This window comes from Pseudomonas sp. NPDC087346 (assembly GCF_044744235.1).
Taxonomy (GTDB): domain Bacteria; phylum Pseudomonadota; class Gammaproteobacteria; order Pseudomonadales; family Pseudomonadaceae; genus Aquipseudomonas.
Genome location: NZ_JBIUXX010000045.1, coordinates 1 through 19,163 on the forward strand (window position 1 = coordinate 1; position 19,163 = coordinate 19,163).

Sequence of the window (19,163 nt, forward strand, 5' to 3'; positions counted from 1 at the left end):
GATGCCGAGGCGCTGGAAACTGCACTGGCCACCAAACTGGCGCGTCCATGTGCAAGCCAGGAGTTGACCACCTACGGTTTCGTCGCGCCGTTCGGCAAAGGCGAAGATGCTCCACTGGTGCACGTCAGCGGTGATTTCCTGCTGGTCGCGGCACGTAAAGAAGAACGCATTCTGCCGGGCAGCGTCGTGCGCGACGCGGTCAAGGAAAAGGTCGAAGAGATCGAAGCCGAGCAAATGCGCAAGGTCTATAAGAAGGAACGCGATCAGATCAAGGATGAAATCATCCAGGCGTTCCTGCCGCGCGCCTTCATCCGTCGTTCGTCGACCTTCGCCGCCATCGCGCCAAAACAAGGTCTGATCCTGGTCAACTCGGCCAGCCCGAAACGCGCGGAAGACCTGCTCTCGACCCTGCGTGAAGTGATCGGCACCCTGCCCGTTCGTCCGCTGACGGTGAAAATGTCGCCAACCGCGACCATGACCGAATGGGTCACCACCCAGAAAGCCGCCGACGACTTCTTCGTGCTCGACGAATGCGAACTGCGCGACACCCACGAAGATGGCGGGATCGTGCGTTGCAAGCGTCAGGATCTGACCAGCGAAGAAATCCAGCTGCACCTGAGCACCGGCAAAGTGGTCACTCAGTTGTCGCTGGCCTGGCAGGACAAACTGTCGTTCATGCTCGACGACAAGATGACCGTCAAACGTCTGAAGTTCGAAGACCTGCTGCAGGATCAGGCGGAACAGGACGGTGGCGAAGAAGCCCTCGGCCAGCTCGATGCCAGCTTCACCCTGATGATGCTGACCTTCGGCGACTTCCTGCCGGCACTGGTTGAAGCGCTGGGCGGTGAAGAGACTCCGCAGGGGATCTAAAACCAACCTGTTCCTACTGAAGGAACAGGGTCAAATGTGGGAGCTGGCTTGCCAGCGATAGCGGTGTTACAGATGGCCCAAATGGTGTCTGACACGCCGCCATCGCTGGCAAGCCAGCTCCCACAATGTTTTGTGCTGTTCATTAGTAATAAGGATCAGGCCATGCGCGCACTGGCTGCACTGAGTCGTTTTGTCGGCAACACCTTCGCTTACTGGGTTCTGATCTTCGCCGTGCTCGCGTTCCTGCAACCGGCGTGGTTCCTCGGCCTCAAGGGCGCAATCGTGCCTCTGCTGGGGCTGGTGATGTTCGGCATGGGCCTGACCCTCAAACTCGATGACTTCGCCGCTGTCGCCCGCCATCCATGGCGCGTGGCGCTGGGCGTGATCGCACATTTCGTGATCATGCCCGGTGTGGCGTGGTTGCTCTGCCAGATATTCCATTTGCCACCGGAAATCGCCGTCGGCGTAATTCTGGTCGGCTGCTGCCCGAGCGGCACTTCCTCCAACGTGATGACCTGGCTGGCCAAGGGCGATCTGGCGTTGTCGGTGGCCATTGCCGCTGTCACCACCCTCCTCGCGCCATTGCTGACACCGGCGCTGATCTGGCTGCTGGCATCCGCGTGGCTGCCGGTTTCGTTCATGGAGCTGTTCTGGTCGATCCTGCAAGTGGTGCTGCTGCCGATCATTCTTGGCGTGGTTGCGCAACGCTTGCTCGGTGACAAGGTTCGCCATGCGGTGGATGTTTTGCCGCTGGTGTCGGTGGTCAGCATCGTGATCATCGTCACCGCGGTAGTCGCTGCCAGCCAGGCGAAAATCGCCGAATCCGGCCTGCTGATCATGGCGGTAGTGATGCTGCACAACAGTTTCGGTTACTTGCTGGGTTACTTCACCGGGCGCCTGTTCAAGCTGCCATTGGCCCAGCGCAAGTCGCTGGCGCTGGAAGTCGGCATGCAGAACTCCGGGCTGGGGGCCGCGTTGGCCAGCGCGCATTTCTCGCCATTGGCGGCGGTGCCGAGCGCGCTGTTCAGTGTATGGCACAACATTTCCGGGGCGCTGCTTTCAACGTACTTCCGGCGCATGAGCGATAAAGACGATGAACAATCGCTGTCGCGGCAGACTGCCGATTAAGCCAGAAACTTGATCCGCGGATTAATGCTCAGCATCATGTAGGCCACGCGGGGACGACCTCGCGGCTCAATCGAGTTATTAATCCGGGGACGACCCCTTCTATCGATGGAGGTCTTTCATGTCCTGGATCATTCTGTTTTTCGCCGGCCTGTTTGAAGTTGGCTGGGCCGTCGGCCTGAAATACACCGATGGCTTCAGCCGTCCACTCCCGACCGCACTGACCATTGCGGCCATGGCTATCAGCCTTGGCCTGCTGGGCCTTGCGATGAAGGAATTGCCGCTGGGCACGGCTTATGCGATCTGGACCGGGGTCGGTGCCGTGGGCACGGTGATTGCGGGGATCATTCTGTTTGGCGAGTCGATGGCGTTCTTTCGACTGGCGAGTGTGGGGTTGATCATTGCCGGGTTGGTCGGGCTCAAGATCAGTACTTAGGCCTCTGGACCTATCGCTGGCAAGCCAGCTCCCACAGGGATCTTCAGTGAACACAAATCCCGTGTACACCATCGAACCTGTGGGAGCTGGCTTGCCAGCGATGAGGCCAGCACCGTCACCAACTATCTAACTGCGCCGCGCAACTCCCCCACCAACGCCTGCAACTTCGCAGGCTCCGCCGCCTCAACCGCCACCGGCGTACCCGCCACCAAAGTCACCCGCGACCACAACCGGTGAAACAAGCCCTTGTGCGGATCACGACTGAAGAAACTCCCCCACAAGCCCTGCAACGCCAGCGGAATCACCGGCACCGGCGTCTCTTCGAGAATCCGCGTCAGCCCGCCCCGGAACTCGTTCATCTCGCCATCAGCCGTCAATTTGCCCTCAGGGAAAATGCACACCAGCTCACCGTCCTTCAGATACTGGGCAATCCGGGTGAAGGCTTTTTCGTAGATTTGAATGTCTTCCTGGCGCCCGGCGATAGGAATCGCCCCCGCCGTGCGGAAGATAAAATTCAGTACCGGCAAGTTGTAGATCTTGTAGTACATGACAAAGCGAATCGGCCTACGCACCGCGCCGCCGATCAGCAGCGCATCGACGAACGAAACGTGGTTGCACACCAGCAATGCCGCGCCTTCATCAGGAATAGCTTCGAGATTGCGATGCTCGACGCGATACATGGAATGGCTGAGCAGCCAGATCATGAAACGCATGCTGAACTCGGGGACGATTTTGAAGATGTAGGCGTTGACGCCGATGTTCAGCAGCGACACCACCAGGAACAACTGCGGAATCGACAGCTTGGCCACGCTCAGCAGCACAATCGAGACAATCGCCGAGACCACCATAAACAGCGCGTTGAGAATGTTGTTGGCGGCAATCACTCGCGCCCGTTCGTTTTCGGCAGTGCGTGACTGGATCAACGCATACAGCGGCACGATGTAGAAACCGCCAAAGATGCCCAAGCCAAGAATGTCGATCAGCACCGCCCAGGTGTGAACAAAGCCCAGCACTTCAATCCAGCTATGGCCGGTGACGCTGTCCGGAATACCACCGGAATGCCACCACAGCAGCAAACCGAAAACCGTCAGACCGAAAGAGCCGAACGGCACCAGACCGATTTCGACTTTACGCCCGGAGAGCTTCTCGCAGAGCATCGAACCGAGGGCGATGCCGACCGAGAATACGGTTAAAATCAGCGTCACCACGGTTTCGTCGCCGTGCATCCACTCCTTGGCGTAGGCCGGGATCTGCGTCAGATAAATCGCCCCGACAAACCAGAACCACGAGTTGCCGACAATCGACCGCGATACCGCTGGGGTCTGCCCCAGACCGAGTTTCAATGTGGCCCACGACTGGCTGAAAATATTCCAGTTCAGGCGCATTTGCGGTGTCGAAGCCGCCGCCCGCGGAATGCTGCGGCTGGCCAGATAACCCAGCACGGCAATGCCGACGATGGCGGTCGACACCAGCGGCGCGTAATGCGTCGAAGACATCATCACTCCGGCGCCGATGGTGCCGGCGAGGATCGCCAGAAACGTGCCCATTTCCACCAGACCGTTGCCGCCGACCAGTTCGTCTTCGCGCAACGCCTGCGGCAGGATCGAATACTTCACCGGCCCGAACAGCGCCGAGTGGGTGCCCATGGCAAACAGCGCCACCAGCATCAGCGACAGATGATCAAAGAGGAAACCGACCGAGCCCACCGCCATGATGGCGATTTCCGCCAGTTTGATTACGCGGATCAACGCGTCTTTGGCGAACTTTTCCCCAAACTGCCCGGCCAGCGCCGAAAACAGGAAGAACGGCAGAATAAACAGCAACGCACACAGGTTGACCCAGATCGAGCGGTCACCCTCAATGGTCAGTCGATACAGAATGGCGAGGATCAGCGACTGCTTGAACACGTTGTCGTTGAACGCGCCCAGCGACTGCGTAATGAAGAACGGCAAAAAGCGCCGTGTGCGCAGCAGGTTGAACTGTGAGGGGTGACTCATCTTCCGTGTTTCCCTGATGTTTAAGGTAGAGAGGCCTGGATACTGGTTATTGGAATCACCAACCGCGATCCAGGCCACACATTACCTAAACTTTTCAGGTTATTTCTTCAAACCTGCGATGCACGGCGAGACAAACAGCTCACCCCGCCACGCACCCTGCACGGTGCGCTTGCCAACGATCAGCCACATCACCGCCAGCAACGCCACCAGCGCACAGCCGACCACGCTGAAAAATGCCAGGTTCAGGGTGCTCGCCAGCTTCAACGTTGCCAGCGAATAAACACCCAACGGAAAGGTGAAACCCCACCAGCCAAGGTTGAACGGGATGCCGGCACGCAGGTAGCGCGCAGTGATCAGCAACGCCATCAACATCCACCACAGACCCAAGCCCCACAGGGTGATCCCGGCGATAAGACCCAGACCCGAGGCGATTTCACCGATACCCGGCAAGCCGTTGGCGGCGAAGATCGCCGGGGCGTCACTGCCGAGCAGCAACATGCCCAATGCACCGGTGCCGATGGGGCCGAGGGCCAGCCAGCTCGATGCGGCCATGTTTTCGTGAGGCAATTTGTGCAGCGCCATGCGCAGCACCAGGATCGTCAGAATGCTGAACGCCATCGGTAGGGAAAATGCCCAGAGCACGTAGCTCGTCACCAGCACCACCAGTTGTGCATGGGCATCAGCGAGATGCGGTGCCAGCAGGCCCCCGCTGGCCGCCGCCACTTCCGCCGCCACCACCGGCAGCAACCAGACAGCGGTCATCTGATCGATGCTGTGTTCCTGACGGGTAAACATCATGTAGGGAATCATCACCCCGCAGACCAGCGACATCGCCACATCCAGCCACCAAAGCACTTCGGCCAGATGAATCACGCCGTCGCCCCAGCGCGGCAGACCGAACAGCAGAAAGCCGTTGATGATGGTCGCCAGGCCCATGGGAATGGTGCCGAAGAACATCGACACGGTGGAGTGGCCGAAGATCCGCCGCGCTTCGTCGAAGAACATGATCCAGCGAGCGGCGTAGGCCAGGGTAAACAGGATGAACAACAAAATGTTGAACATCCACAGCCCTTCAGCCACCGCGTGTAAACCGGGAATGGCGAGAGGCAATTGCGCCAAGGCCAATGCCAGCACGCCGGTACCCATGGTCGCGGCGAACCAGTTCGGCGTGAATTGGCGGATCACTTCACGCGGATGCTGAAGTTGGCTGAACGGCTTGAGGCCGGGTTTGGCGCTGTTGGGGCAAATCATCTTGAACTCCTGTCCTCAGGTGAGGTTGAGTTCATGGTAGATCCAAATCGAATATCTATATAACGGGTAATATCTCTAACTGTTATCTGTTTTACCAATAAGCCGTCAAACGCTGCCCTCGCTCTCGATCACCAGAATCCGCGCAGCACCCTGCGGATGCGCGACATGCTCGGTGCCGATCGAGGCATAGAAGATGTCGCCCACCTCCAGCAACACCTGCTTTTCTTCACCCTGCTCGCGATAGCGCATCTGCACCTGACCATCGAGTACCACGAACACTTCTTCGCCATCGTTGACGTGCCATTTATACGGCTGATCGGTCCAGTGCAGGCGCGTGGTGATGCCGTTCATGTTGGCGATGTCGAGCGCGCCCCAGGCGCGTTCGGCGGTGAAGGTTTTGCTGCGGATAATCTTCATGTGTCGATCCGTGAAAGAAGGTCGGGGCCAAGGCTAACCGAAACGCTCGCGTTTATGGAGCGCTGCACGCCTCGACTGCTTGTGGACGCAGACTGAGCAACAACGCGCCGACCGCCAGGACGATCAATGCTCCACCGTAACCATCGGTGGTCGCCAGCAAGCCAAAAGTGCGGGTCAGATGTCCCGCCAGCAACGCCGGCAGACAAAACGCCAAGTAACTTAACGCGTAATACGCCGACATCAGCCCCGCCCTTTCATGCGGCAAGGCCAGCGGCACCAGGCTGCGCACTGCGCCGAGAAAACCCGAGCCAAAGCCGCAACCGGCGACCAATGTGCCGAGGAAAAACACCGACAGACTGGCGCTGTGTACGCCCAGCAGAATCAGTACCACGCCAATTGGCAGCAAAATGGCGCCGAGTTGCAGGGCGCGGACGGCACGCCGATTTCGCAGGGTGAAAATCATCAGCGCACCGGTCACGGTCAACGCCGCCACAGTCGCGCCGCCGATCAGGTTGGAAGTTGAGCCAGTAGCTGTGCGCACCAGCGACGGTGCCAGCGAAGCATAGAAACCGCCGAGCGCCCAGGTTGCGATGTTCAGCGGCAGCACGCGCCAAAGCGTCGCCCGGGCCTGAACCGGTACGTGCAAGGTTGGCCTCAGTGAAGCCCACGCGCCGGCCTGCGGCGAAACTGTTTCCGGCAGACGCCAGACGTACAGCGCCTGCGCCACAAACATTGCCAGCAGCAACCAATAAGTCAGTTGCAACGGTGCCGGTGCGAATTCTGCGAGCAATCCACAACCCATTCCGCCCAACGCCATCCCCAGCAGCGGCGCCACGCTGTTGATCAGCGGGCCTTGCTGGCGGTCGGTGTCGAGCAGGGTTGCGCTCAAAACCGCAGTGGCCATGCCAGTGGCGAAACCTTGCAGCACTCGCGCACTGATCAGCCACTCCACGCTGTCGGCGCTTATAAACAGGAGCATGGCCAGCGCATTGAGCAGCACCGCAGTGAATATCACCGGTTTGCGCCCCAGATGATCGGACAGCGAGCCGACGGTCAGTAAAGCCGCCAACAGGCTCAGGGCGTAGACCCCGAAGATCAGCGTCAGGACCGCAGCGGAAAAATGCAGCTGATCCTGATACAGGTGATACAGCGGCGTCGGCGCAGTGGAGGCGGCGAGAAAACTCAGTAAAGTAATCGCCAGAAACCACAGGCTGAAGCGGTTTGAAGCTGGTTGGGTCAAGAGGCCGGTCATGTGCACACTCCGCAAAAGCTAATTTTTTGCTTTTGCGGAGTGTGCTCTCGGCTTTGGCTTAAAGCAAATTCTTTGTGTTAAGGTCTGGCGCATGGCTATTAAAGAAGGTTTACGCCCGGGCGGCCGCAGTGCCCGGGTGCAGGAATCAATTCACACGGCAGTGCGCACCCTCCTCGAAGAACAGGAGCGTGCAACCGTGACCGTGCCGCAAATCGCTGCACGCGCAGGCGTTACGCCGTCGACCATCTATCGGCGCTGGGGCGATCTGGCGGCGTTGCTGGCGGATGTCGCCCTCGCCCGCATGCGCCCCGACAGCGAGCCGGCAGCAACCGGCCGCCTGCGCAGCGACATCCGCGCCTGGGCCGAACAATATCTCGACGAGATGAGTTCCGAGCCCGGTCGCAACATGATGCGCGACGTGCAGGCAAGCGCTACTCCGGGGTATTGCGTGGCGATCATCGGTGCGCAGTTGCAGACGATCATTGAGCGACACCCGGAAGAAACGGCGCCGAGTGTTGATCATCTGATCAATCTGGTGGTGGCGCCGGTGGTGTTTCGCATCCTGTTTTCAGCGGCGGCGCTGGAGGTGGATGAGCTGCATCGGTTGATCGATATCGCATTGCAGCAGGACTGACGCCATCGCTGGCAAGCCAGCTCCCACAGGGATCTCCAGTGACCACAGATTTTGTGACACCCACAAATCCTGTGGGAGCTGGCTTGCCAGCGATGAGGCCCGCCCGGTCACCGCAAAAACCCAGCAGTTCCAAACCTGCGACACCCCGCCACGCCACGACCTTGGTCGACACTGACTAACCGCCACACTCATGCGAGACTGTCCGCCCGGGCCGGATTCCCGGGTGTCTTTTTGTCTGGAGTGCTGCATGTCGTTGTCCAGCGGGCTGATCGCCGCCGTCGCCCTGGCCTATATGGCCATCATGTTCGCCATCGCCTTCTACGGCGACCGTCGCAGCGCGCCTTTGCCGCCGCGCATGCGTGCCTGGGTGTACAGCCTGTCGCTGGCAGTCTATTGCACCAGTTGGACGTTCTTCGGCGCGGTCGGTCAAGCGGCCGAACAACTCTGGTCATTCCTGCCGATTTACCTCGGGCCAATCCTGCTGCTGGTGGGCGCGCCGTGGGTTCTGCAGAAAATGGTGATGATCAGCAAACAGGAGAACATCACCTCCATCGCCGACTTCATCGCCGCGCGTTACGGCAAATCCCAGTCGCTGGCAGTGGTGGTGGCGTTGATTTGTCTGGTCGGCGTGCTGCCCTATATTGCCCTGCAACTCAAAGGCATCGTGCTCGGCGTGAACCTGCTGATCGGCGCCGGTGCCGACGCCATGGGCACTCGCGCCCAGGACACGGCACTGATCGTGTCGTTGGTGCTGGCGCTGTTCACCATTGTGTTTGGTACGCGCAACCTCGATGCCACCGAGCACCACCGTGGCATGGTGCTGGCGATTGCGTTCGAATCGCTGGTCAAGCTGTTCGCCTTTCTCGCCGTCGGCGCGTTCGTCACCTACGGGCTGTACGACGGTTTTGACGACCTGTTCAATCAGGCGATGCTCGCACCGCGTCTTGAGGAATACTGGAAAGAAACGATCAATTGGCCGTCGATGGTGGTGCAGACCGGCGTGGCGATGATGGCGATCATTTGCCTGCCCCGGCAATTCCACGTCACCGTGGTGGAGAACATCGACCCGCAGGATCTGCGCCTGGCCAAATGGGTGTTTCCGGCTTACCTCGCCTTGGCCGCATTGTTTGTAGTCCCGATCGCTCTCGCCGGTCAGATGCTGTTACCGGCCGACGTTCTGCCCGACTCATTCGTCATCAGCCTGCCTTTGGCGCAGGCTCATCCGGCACTGGCGATGCTGGCATTTATCGGCGGCGCATCGGCGGCCACCGGCATGGTGATTGTCGCCAGCGTCGCGTTGTCGACCATGGTTTCCAACGACATGCTGTTGCCGTGGCTGCTGCGCCGCAACAACGCCGAGCGCCCGTTCGAAGTGTTCCGCCAGTGGATGCTGTCGGTGCGCCGCGTGAGCATCGTGGTCATTCTGCTGCTGGCCTACGTCAGCTATCGCTTGCTCGGTTCCACCGCCAGCCTGGCGACCATCGGCCAGATCGCTTTCGCCGCCGTGACCCAACTGGCCCCGGCGATGCTCGGTGCGTTGTACTGGAAACAGGCCAACCGTCGCGGGGTGTTCGCCGGTCTCGCTGCGGGTACGTTCCTGTGGTTCTACACGCTGATTCTGCCGATTGCCGCCCACAGCCTCGGCTGGTCACTGAGCAGTTTTCCGGGTCTGGCGTGGCTGCACAGCAATCCGCTGAATCTGCCGATCAGCCCTCTCACGCAAGGCGTGGTGCTGTCGCTGGCGGGTAACTTCACGCTGTTCGCCTGGGTCTCGGTGCTGTCGCGCACACGGGTTTCGGAACACTGGCAGGCCGGGCGGTTCATCGGGCAGGAAATCAGCGCCCGGCCGAGTGCGCGCTCGATGCTTGCGGTGCAGATCGACGATTTGCTGCAACTCGCGGCACGCTTTGTCGGCGAGGAACGCGCACGGCAGAGTTTCATCCGCTTCGCCTATCGCCAGGGCAAAGGCTTCAACCCGAACCAGAACGCCGATGGCGAATGGATCGCCCACACCGAACGCTTGCTGGCCGGTGTGCTGGGCGCTTCCTCAACCCGCGCCGTGGTGAAAGCCGCCATTGAAGGCCGCGAGATGCAGCTGGAAGACGTGGTGCGGATCGCCGACGAAGCCTCGGAAGTGTTGCAGTTCAACCGCGCCCTGCTGCAAGGCGCGATTGAAAACATCACCCAAGGCATCAGCGTGGTCGACCAGTCATTGAAACTGGTGGCGTGGAACCGGCGTTATCTGGAGTTGTTCAACTACCCGGACGGCTTGATCAGCGTTGGTCGACCGATTGCCGACATCATTCGCTACAACGCCGAACGCGGTCTGTGCGGCCCCGGCGAGGCGGAAGTCCACGTCGCCCGGCGTCTGCACTGGATGCGTCAGGGCCGCGCCCACACTTCTGAACGCCTGTTTCCGAATGGCCGGGTGATCGAGTTGATCGGCAACCCAATGCCGGGCGGCGGTTTCGTCATGAGTTTCACCGACATCACCGCGTTCCGCGAAGCCGAACAGGCGCTGACCGAAGCCAACGAAGGACTGGAACAGCGGGTCACTGAGCGCACACATGAGCTGTCACAACTGAACGTCGCGCTGACCGAAGCCAAGGGCACCGCCGAGGCTGCGAACCAGTCGAAAACCCGTTTCCTCGCAGCGGTCAGCCATGACCTGATGCAACCGTTGAACGCAGCACGCCTGTTCTCCGCCGCCCTCTCCCATCAGGACGAAGGCTTGAGCGGCGAAGTGCAGAAACTGGTGCAGCATCTCGACAGCTCGTTGCGCTCGGCCGAGGACTTGATCAGCGATCTGCTCGATATTTCACGGCTGGAAAACGGCAAGATCAACCCGGATCGCAAGCCTTTTGCGGTCAATGAACTGTTTGACGTACTCGGCGCGGAATTCAAGGCATTGGCGCAGGAACAAGGCCTGAAATTCCGCGTGCGCGGCAGCCATTTGCGGATCGACAGCGACGTCAAACTGCTGCGACGGATTCTGCAGAACTTCCTCACCAACGCCTTCCGCTACGCCAAAGGGCCGGTGCTTCTGGGCGTGCGCCGACGTCAGGGGGAATTGTGCCTGGAGGTGTGGGATCGCGGGCCGGGAATTCCGGAAGACAAGCAGCAGGTGATTTTCGAAGAATTCAAACGCCTCGACAGCCATCAGACTCGCGCCGAAAAAGGCCTGGGACTGGGTCTGGCGATTGCCGATGGCCTGTGCCGGGTGCTTGGCCACACGTTGCGTGTACGCTCGTGGCCGGGGCGCGGCAGTGTGTTCAGTGTCAGCGTGCCGCTGGCCAAGGCGCAAGCCGTGCAGCCGAGTGCGGCGGTTGAACTCAACGGCAAGTTGTTGAGTGGCGCGCAGGTGCTATGCATCGACAATGAAGACAGCATTTTGATTGGCATGAACAGCCTGCTGACGCGCTGGGGTTGTCAGGTGTGGACGGCGCGCAATCGCGAAGAGTGTGCGGCGCTACTGGCCGACGGCGTGCGTCCGCAACTGGCGCTGGTGGATTATCACCTCGATCACGGCGAGACCGGCACTGAGTTGATGGCGTGGTTGCGCACGACGTTGGGCGAGCCAGTGCCGGGCGTGGTGATCAGCGCCGATGGCCGGCCGGAGACGGTGGCACAGGTGCATGCGGCGGGGCTGGATTATCTGGCGAAACCGGTGAAGCCGGCGGCGTTGCGGGCGTTACTGAGTCGGCATTTACCGCTGTAAAAGCAAAGATCGCAGCGTTCCGCAGCTCCCACATGGAAATGTGGTCACCCTGTAGGAGCTGCGGAACGCTGCGATCTTTTGATCTTATTCAGGGAGTTCGACGAGGCCATCGACGTCGGTCATCGCCCGCTCCAGCAAATCCGCCGGCAAGCTCTTGCTTGCCCTTGCGCCCAGCAACTTCAGCTGTTCGCTGCGACTGACGAGGTTGCCGCGCCCTTCTGTCAGCTTGTTACGCGCCGAGCTGTAGGCTTTGTCCAGTTGCTGCAAGCGATTGCCGACCTCGTCCAGATCCTGAATGAACAGCACGAACTTGTCGTACAGCCACCCGGCCCGCTCGGCGATCTCGCGGGCATTCTGGCTCTGGCGCTCTTGCTTCCACAGGCTGTCGATGACGCGCAATGTCGCCAGCAACGTGGTCGGACTGACGATCACGATATTGCGGTCGAAAGCTTCCTGAAACAGCGTCGGCTCGGCCTGCAATGCGGCGGAAAACGCGGCCTCGATCGGCACGAACAGCAAAACGAAATCGAGACTGTGCAAGCCGTCCAGACGCTTGTAATCCTTGCCGGCCAGGCCTTTGACGTGGTTGCGCAGCGACAGCACATGCTGCTTGATCGCGGCCTGACTGATGACCTCGTCATCCGCCGCTACATATTGCTGATACGCCGTGAGGCTGACCTTGGAGTCGACCACCACCTGCTTGTCGCCCGGCAGATAAATGATCACGTCAGGCTGGAAGCGCTCGCCGTCCGGGCCCTTGAGATTGACTTGAGTCTGGTACTCGCGGCCCTTCTCCAGACCGGCGTGCTCCAGCACTCGCTCAAGAATCAGCTCACCCCAATTGCCTTGGGTTTTCTGACCTTTGAGGGCGCGGGTCAGGTTGGTCGCTTCGTCGCTCAGGCGCAGGTTCAATGCCTGCAAACGTTCCAGCTCCTTGGCCAGCGAGAAACGCTCGCGAGCTTCGGCCTGATAGCTTTCTTCCACACGTTTTTCAAAAGACTGGATGCGTTCCTTCAACGGATCGAGCAACTGACCGAGGCGCTGCTGACTGGTTTCGGCGAAGCGCTGCTCACGCTCGTCGAAGATCTTGCCCGCCAGCTCGGCGAACTGCGCCCGCAGCTCATCACGCGAACCTTGCAGGTCGCTGAGGCGTTGCTGATGGCTTTCCTGTTGCTCGCGCAATTCGGCGTTCAGCGAAGCAGCCTGCGCGTCGAGACGGCGCAATTCGGCTTCTTTGTTGGCGCGCTCAAGGTTCCAGGCATGCGAAGCGTCACGGGCGTCGTCGCGCTCGATTTGCAGCAGTTCGACTTCGCGGCGCAGGGCCGCAAGCTCAGCCTGTTTGGCGGAGTTGGCCTGACCCAGATCGGCGATTTCATCGCGGCTGGCCTCAAGCTGCGCGTTGAACCCGTCCTGCGCCAGTTGCGCCATGGCCAGTCGTTCTTCGAGCACACCAATCTCGGCTTGCCCGCTGCTTGCCCGGCGTTGCAGTTGCCAGGCCAGTGCCAGCAAGGGCAACCCTGCTCCCGCCAGACCGAGCAACACGCTGGTCAAGTCCATAGCCATAGCGACTCCTGCCGATCAGATAAAGCCTGAAGGTTAACCAAGGCATCAGGTCTTGGACAGCTCAGTCTTCGAGCAGACCGAGTTCCTGTTGCGCACGCAGGTCACCGGCGCGCGCAGCCTGACGCAGCAGGTCCTGGCCGATCCGGCGATCCCGGGCGTTGCCGCACTCACGGCACATCAACTGACCGAGGCGACTTTGCGCAACCACCACGCCTTCGCGAGCGGGCTGCTTGAGCAGGCGGCCGGCAAGGTGCTTGGCATTTTGGCTATCGCCCAGGCGCGGAGTATCCAGCAGCCATTCAGCCACTCGCACGGAAAAACGCTTGGGAGAGGTAACACTGGAGGGAGTAGCGGTAACAGAGTCTGATACTGAGCGAAACTTCATAAAGCACTGTGGGGCAGATCGGAAGGCGCGCCACTCTACTCTCTTTTTCCTACAGGTAAAGTCTAAAAAAACCCGGCACGCCCGTGCTAGAGCAAGCGCTCGGGACAATCCACAGAAGCTGTGGATAAGTCAGTGGACAACCGCCCTTGAACTCGCGCAAACCCTTGTGGAATGGGGCTCGCAGTCAAACTGACGATTTTTTCACCAACAAAAAAAACCGATGTTTTTCATTGACTTAAACTTTCGTTGCAGGCAGCCATCAGGGTCAGGATCGATATGACAGTGCCGTGACAGCTTGCGCAACTAATGTGCACAAGTACCTGTTACCCGGTTATATCGATGCGCTTTTTCGGGTCGTTTTCACAGCTCGTCTGGGGATAACCAGCTCCGGAGGCTGTTCGGGTTCCGATGGCTGACGCGACCGGTGGTCGAAACCTGAACCAATTCGGGGCGGTTCAGGTTGAGCTGTAGCGGATTAAGGGGACACACCGGAAGGCTTGAGCAAACTATTTCAGCTGAGGGTTTGCATTACAGATTCCGTTCCGTTAGTATCCGCGGCGTTAGTACCAAGCTGAAAGTCAATTCCGGTCGAACATCTCCCCCTCGGTCACTTCTCCAAGAGAAGCCTGCACCGACAAAGCGGGAGCGACCTCTAGATGGTTTCCAGGTAAATCTTGCGTCAACACAGCCTTTGAATCGAATGCAAAGGGTGTTGCGAAGAACACTTACTCTGACCGAACCAACCTGCAAATTGATCAGGATCTTCACCCCGGGCCCAGAACCTTTGCCCTTGATGTGTTGCCTGCCCTCCTAAGTACCTACCTGCCAGCCCAAGCGCGCCAACTTATCAGCGCTTCAAACTGGCTGCTTTGTTCCAGTCGGGTTCTTCGTTCGACCAATGGTGGTCGTCGTTACTGGAACGTTTTAACGTTGCACGGTTCTTATCCGTGTCATTTGTAGGAACACCTAATAACTATGTCTACTCAAATCCAGACTCAGGATGCCATTCGCACCCTAACCAACGCTTTTGCTCCAATGAACTGCCTGATCATGGCCGCTCGCAAAGGCTGCTTCAGCTTCACTATCGTCAACGAACACGGGATCGCCCGCCACAGCGAGCGTTTGTACCCCGATCAATACTCCAGCGCTGAACCGCTGCAGGCCGTGATCGATCGCACCCGTCAGGCACTGGTTGCCTGAAAGCCGAAAAGGCTGCAAAACCCAAAGCCCCGCCAATCAAGCGGGGCTTTTTATTGCCCGATGTTTCACTTTTAACCGTTCGCGCTTAAGCACCTTCCGATATAACGATTTTCTCTCCCGGCCGGAAATATTTTAAAAACAGGCCTTTACATCACCAAGATGACACTACACTTCAACTCAAGCGGCTTGATCCGCTTGCGGCGAACCTGACTCGATCCACTGCTGCCAAGCCCCTTCAGGTTTCGCCCACCATTACAAGAAATCGAGGGCTTTATGGGTATCGCTGCCAGCGAACTGTGCCGCTACGTGATCCGTCCCACACTGATTTATCTGGGACGCCACTGCGCAACTGCCGAATCCCTGTTGCTGGGCGTCGCCGCCAGCCAGTCAGCCCTCGGTTCCGCCCTGCATGACCGCCGTGGCCACGGCCTCTACCGGATTGCCGAGCAACGCCATCAGGCACTTTGGGATCACTACCTGGCGCTCGATCCGGAACGCGCCAGCCTGGTTCGCGGCCTCGCCAGCCAGCATGCCTTTCTCAGCGGACCGCACCTCGAATTGACCGTCAATCTGCGTTACGCCACCGCTATTGCCTGGCTGCTGATTGAAGAACAGAACACGCCCCTCCCCGACGCCGATGATCTGCTGGGCATGGCCAGAATCTGGCGCCAGACATTTCAGCCTCAGGGTCGCCTGCGCGATTTCACTTATGCATGGCAAACCTGTGTTTCACCACTGAATCAGGTCGCATGCTGACCCGGCAGTTTTGCAAAGATCGTCCAACAGGTCAGGAACATTGTCGAATTGTCCTACAAAACCGCTCTAACTCAAGCTATACGGACTATAGCGCTGGGACGAAAATCTTGGTAATTTTCGCCCCGGTGATCACCAGGAGTTCTAATAATGAAAAAAGTAATGCTCAAATCCACCATTAGCCTCGCCGTTGCCATGGCATCCACCCAGATTTTCGCAGCTGGCTTTGCCATCAACGAACACAGCATTAGCGGGATGGGGACTGGTTACGCAGGGCGCTCTTCTTCTGCCGACGACGCAAGCACTGTTTATGGCAACCCTGCCGGCATGTCGCGCATCACGCGCGAACAAGTCACCGGTGGTGTTGCGTTTCTCGACGCAAAAACCGATATCAGCGACGCCAGCTCCAGCCCTAACGGCGGCAGCAACAAAGGCGACATGGTGCCCTTCACCTCCGTACCTATGGGCTTCTACGTCAAACCGATCGACGAACACTGGGCATTCGGTCTGGGCGTGTATGTACCGTTCGGTCTGATTACCGACTACGAAAGCGGCTTTGCCGGCCGTTATTTCGGCAGCAAGTCCGAAGTACAAGTCATCACCTTCCAGCCGACCGTCAGCTACAAGTTCAACGACGTCGTGTCGATCGGCTTCGGTCCTACCATCAACCGCATCGACGGTACGCTGGAATCGAACCTGTCGATCACCCAGGCTGCGCCGGACGGCAAGGTCAAGATCAAGGGTGACGACACTGCACTGGGCTATAACGTCGGCGTACTGGTACAAGCGACCGACACCACTCGCCTGGGTCTGACTTACCACTCGAAAGTCGACTACAAGCTGGAAGGCAACACCAAGGTCAATTACGGCGCACTCGCCGCAGTCGGTCTGGGCGCCAACCAGAAGTACGACGCTTCGCTGAAGATCACCACGCCTGAATCCGTGGACTTCTCGGTGACTCAAGTGCTCAACGACAAGTGGACCGCCTATGCCGGTACCACCTGGACCCGTTGGAGCCAACTGGAAAAAATCACCGTCAACAACTCCGGCGTACAGCCTCTGTTGGCCGGCCAGTTTGGCCAGATCACCGAAGAACAGAACTGGCATGACACCTGGGCTTACGCCATCGGTACTTCCTACCAGTTGAACAAGGAATGGGTACTGCGCACCGGTCTGAGCTTCGACCAGTCGCCGACCAACAACGTCGACCGTTCGCCACGCATCCCTACCGGCGACCGTACGATTTTCAGCGTCGGTGCCGGCTGGAGCCCAACCGAAGACCTGACCATCGACGTTGCTTACTCGTACTTGAAGGAAGAGGCAGTCAACATCCGCAACGAAAACGATCGCGGCCAGACCTACGATTCCAAGTATGAAAACTCGGCAAACGGTTTCGGTGTCGGTGCGACCTACCGCTTCTGATGTTGAGTGGCGAGGCTAACCCCTCGCCCACCAAAAAGCCCCGCCTCTGCAAAGAGAGCGGGGCTTTTTTGTACCTGTCTTTTGACCCTTGTAGGAGCTGCGGCACGCTGCGATCTTTTGACTTTTTAGATCAGGATCAAAAGATCGCAGCGTGCCGCAGCTCCTACAGGGATATCGCAAGGGCAGGCATCTTTATGGGTTGAGGGGTTTCGAGGCGATGGCCTTCTCGATGGCCGCGATAAACTCCGGATCATCAGGTTTGGTCAGGCTGGAAAAATTGGCGACGACATTGCCCTGACGGTCGATCACGTATTTGTAGAAATTCCACTTCGGCGCACTGCTCTGCTTCGCCAGTACCTGAAACAGGTGGGTTGCGTCAGAACCACGGACTTTCTGCGGCTCGGTCATGGTGAAGGTCACGCCGTAGTTGGCGTAGCAGACCTTGGCGGTCTCGGCGCTGTCCTTGGACTCTTGCTTGAAGTCATTCGATGGCACGCCGAGCATTTCCATCCCTTGTGCCTTGTAGTGCTGATTGAGGGCTTCAAGGCCTTCGAATTGCGGAGCAAAACCACAAAAGCTCGCGGTATTGACCACCACTAGCGGTTTGCCGGCATAGCGCTGGCAAAGATCGACGGATTCCTTGGCGCGCAATTTCGGCAGCGAGCCTTGCAACACTTCCGGACAATCTGCGGCCTGGGCCAGTCCGGTCAACGCCATCAGCAACGCGGGAACAGCACACCAGCGCATCAGCATGTCGGGGCATCCTTGAGAAGTCATCAGACCCCGACGTTACTCGCCATCAAAGCCTACAAGCAAGCGCCCATGCCCAACTGCATCAACGCCAGGCCGCCCTGATGCCAGCCCCAACAGACCAGCGCCAGCAAAGCGGCGCCAAGTACGCTGAGGACGATTTGCGGCCAGATGCGACTCATGCAGGGCTCGCAGCGGCTTGCAGACGCGCCACCGGACGCTCGCGCACCGGCCAGTTCAACGCCGCCGCCAGCAGACTCAAGAGAATCGCCACTTGCCAGATCAAGTCATAACTCCCGGTTCGGTCATACACCACCCCGCCCAGCCAGCCGCCAAGGAACGATCCGAGCTGATGGAACAGGAACACGATGCCACCGAGCATGGACAGATTTCGCACGCCGAACAAGGTCGCCACGGTGCCGTTGGTCAACGGTACCGTCGACAGCCATAAGAAGCCCATCGCCATACCGAACACATAGGCCGACGTCGTAGTGACCGGCAGCCAGAGGAACAGCCCGATCACCACCGCCCGCAACAGATACAGACCGGTCAACAAGCGTGGTTTGGACATGCGTCCGCCGAGCCAGCCAGCGGTATAAGTGCCGAAGATATTGAACAGCCCGATCAGCGCCAGCACCGTAGTACCGACGCTGGCAGGCAGATGCTGATCGACCAGATAGGCCGGCAAGTGCACGCCGATAAACACCACTTGAAATCCGCAGACGAAAAAACCGAAGGCCAGCAGCCAGAAACCGGAATGCGAACAGGCTTCGCGCAGCGCTTCCGACAACGTCTGCTCATGGCCGAGCACCGGCAGCGGTTTGTCCTTGAGCATGCTCACCAGCGGCACGATCAGAGCCACCAACAGGCCCAGCACCAGCAACGCCGCCGACCAGCCGAGCCAGCCAATCAAACCCAGCGTGCCCGGCAACATCGCAAACTGACCGAAAGAACCGGCGGCACTGGCGATGCCCATGCCCATACTGCGTTTCTCTGGCGGCACAGCGCGGCCAACCACGCCAAGAATCACTGAGAACGAAGTCCCGGACAGACCGATGCCGATCAGCAAACCCGCACTCAGGGACAACGTGACGGCCGAGTCCGACAAGCCCATGCACACCAGACCTACGGCGTACAGCACACCACCAATCAGCACCACTTTTGCCGCGCCGAAACGGTCGGCCAATGCGCCGGTAAACGGCTGCGCCAGGCCCCAGATCAGGTTCTGCAAGGCAATCGCGAAGGCGAACACCTCACGGCCCCAGCCGAACTGTGCACTCATCGGCGACAGGAACAGACCGAAGCCGTGCCGCACGCCCAATGACAATGCCAGAATCAGCGCACTTCCCAGCAACACCCAACCGCACGTACGCCACATCGATGTCATTGT

At 59.3% G+C, this 19,163-nt stretch carries 17 protein-coding genes; 8 read left to right on the plus strand and 9 right to left on the minus strand.

Going from position 1 to position 19,163, the window contains the following annotated elements:
- From rdgC to sugE, 3 genes are all read left to right on the plus strand, one after another.
- A partial coding sequence (gene rdgC, locus ACIOZM_RS22745) for a recombination-associated protein RdgC (RefSeq protein ID WP_401217504.1) occupies positions 1-870 on the plus strand: 870 nt, incomplete at its 5' end.
- A 162-nt stretch (positions 871-1,032) separates the two neighbouring features.
- Positions 1,033-1,998: a bile acid:sodium symporter family protein gene (locus tag ACIOZM_RS22750; protein WP_401217507.1), complete on the plus strand. Its 966-nt coding sequence runs from the start codon at positions 1,033-1,035 to the stop codon at positions 1,996-1,998.
- A 118-nt stretch (positions 1,999-2,116) separates the two neighbouring features.
- Positions 2,117-2,431, plus strand: a complete 315-nt coding sequence (gene sugE, locus ACIOZM_RS22755) for a quaternary ammonium compound efflux SMR transporter SugE (RefSeq protein WP_401217509.1) — start codon at positions 2,117-2,119, stop codon at positions 2,429-2,431.
- A gap of 122 nt (positions 2,432-2,553) precedes the next feature.
- Here the strand turns inward: sugE and ACIOZM_RS22760 are convergent, their stop codons facing one another.
- The 4 genes from ACIOZM_RS22760 to ACIOZM_RS22775 form a co-directional block, all read right to left on the minus strand.
- Positions 2,554-4,428, minus strand: coding sequence for an MFS transporter (locus tag ACIOZM_RS22760; RefSeq protein ID WP_401217512.1), 1,875 nt, complete (start codon positions 4,426-4,428; stop codon positions 2,554-2,556).
- A 99-nt stretch (positions 4,429-4,527) separates the two neighbouring features.
- The gene (locus ACIOZM_RS22765) at positions 4,528-5,679 is read right to left on the minus strand and encodes a TDT family transporter (protein ID WP_401217515.1); all 1,152 of its coding nucleotides are present in this window, start codon (positions 5,677-5,679) and stop codon (positions 4,528-4,530) included.
- A 105-nt stretch (positions 5,680-5,784) separates the two neighbouring features.
- Positions 5,785-6,096 (minus strand): cupin domain-containing protein, encoded by a 312-nt coding sequence (locus ACIOZM_RS22770; RefSeq protein ID WP_401217518.1) that lies wholly within the window; start codon positions 6,094-6,096, stop codon positions 5,785-5,787.
- 52 nt (positions 6,097-6,148) lie between these two features.
- Positions 6,149-7,336 carry an MFS transporter gene (locus tag ACIOZM_RS22775; protein WP_401217629.1) on the minus strand — a complete coding sequence of 396 codons (1,188 nt, stop codon included), beginning with the start codon at positions 7,334-7,336 and terminating at the stop codon, positions 6,149-6,151.
- Between the two features lie 103 nt (positions 7,337-7,439).
- Here ACIOZM_RS22775 and ACIOZM_RS22780 point away from each other — a divergent pair, with 103 nt between their 5' ends.
- Together ACIOZM_RS22780 and ACIOZM_RS22785 are read left to right on the plus strand one after the other, a co-directional pair.
- On the plus strand, positions 7,440-7,982 hold the full coding sequence (locus tag ACIOZM_RS22780) for a TetR/AcrR family transcriptional regulator C-terminal ligand-binding domain-containing protein (RefSeq protein ID WP_401217521.1): 543 nt from the start codon (positions 7,440-7,442) through the stop codon (positions 7,980-7,982).
- A 247-nt stretch (positions 7,983-8,229) separates the two neighbouring features.
- Positions 8,230-11,700, plus strand: coding sequence for a NahK/ErcS family hybrid sensor histidine kinase/response regulator (locus ACIOZM_RS22785; RefSeq protein ID WP_401217524.1), 3,471 nt, complete (start codon positions 8,230-8,232; stop codon positions 11,698-11,700).
- Positions 11,701-11,784: 84 nt separating this feature from the next.
- Here ACIOZM_RS22785 and rmuC read toward each other — a convergent pair whose 3' ends face one another.
- Both rmuC and ACIOZM_RS22795 read right to left on the minus strand, forming a co-directional pair.
- Entirely contained in the window at positions 11,785-13,149 is a 1,365-nt protein-coding gene (gene rmuC / locus ACIOZM_RS22790; RefSeq protein WP_401217632.1) for a DNA recombination protein RmuC, read from the minus strand.
- Between the two features lie 175 nt (positions 13,150-13,324).
- Entirely contained in the window at positions 13,325-13,648 is a 324-nt protein-coding gene (locus ACIOZM_RS22795; RefSeq protein ID WP_401217527.1) for a sel1 repeat family protein, read from the minus strand.
- A 975-nt stretch (positions 13,649-14,623) separates the two neighbouring features.
- Here ACIOZM_RS22795 and ACIOZM_RS22800 point away from each other — a divergent pair.
- The 3 genes from ACIOZM_RS22800 (at position 14,624) to ACIOZM_RS22810 (ending at position 17,023) form a co-directional block, all read left to right on the plus strand.
- The gene (locus ACIOZM_RS22800; RefSeq protein ID WP_186748349.1) at positions 14,624-14,848 is read left to right on the plus strand and encodes a hypothetical protein; all 225 of its coding nucleotides are present in this window, start codon (positions 14,624-14,626) and stop codon (positions 14,846-14,848) included.
- 273 nt (positions 14,849-15,121) lie between these two features.
- Positions 15,122-15,604 (plus strand): hypothetical protein, encoded by a 483-nt coding sequence (locus ACIOZM_RS22805; protein WP_401217530.1) that lies wholly within the window; start codon positions 15,122-15,124, stop codon positions 15,602-15,604.
- Positions 15,605-15,751: 147 nt separating this feature from the next.
- Positions 15,752-17,023 (plus strand): OmpP1/FadL family transporter, encoded by a 1,272-nt coding sequence (locus tag ACIOZM_RS22810; protein ID WP_401217533.1) that lies wholly within the window; start codon positions 15,752-15,754, stop codon positions 17,021-17,023.
- 192 nt (positions 17,024-17,215) lie between these two features.
- On the opposite strand, the gene ACIOZM_RS22815 is transcribed toward ACIOZM_RS22810, so the two are convergent.
- The 3 genes from ACIOZM_RS22815 to ACIOZM_RS22825 are packed head-to-tail and all read right to left on the minus strand — an operon-like array spanning position 17,216 to position 19,160.
- A complete protein-coding gene (locus tag ACIOZM_RS22815) occupies positions 17,216-17,776 on the minus strand; it encodes a glutathione peroxidase (protein ID WP_401217536.1) in 561 nt (186 codons plus the stop codon).
- A gap of 53 nt (positions 17,777-17,829) precedes the next feature.
- Positions 17,830-17,955 (minus strand): hypothetical protein, encoded by a 126-nt coding sequence (locus tag ACIOZM_RS22820; RefSeq protein ID WP_401217539.1) that lies wholly within the window; start codon positions 17,953-17,955, stop codon positions 17,830-17,832.
- Complete coding sequence (locus tag ACIOZM_RS22825; RefSeq protein ID WP_401217542.1) at positions 17,952-19,160, minus strand: MFS transporter; 1,209 nt, start codon at positions 19,158-19,160, stop codon at positions 17,952-17,954. Before ACIOZM_RS22825 ends, ACIOZM_RS22820 begins: the two co-directional genes overlap by 4 nt.
- Positions 19,161-19,163 lie beyond the last annotated feature (3 nt).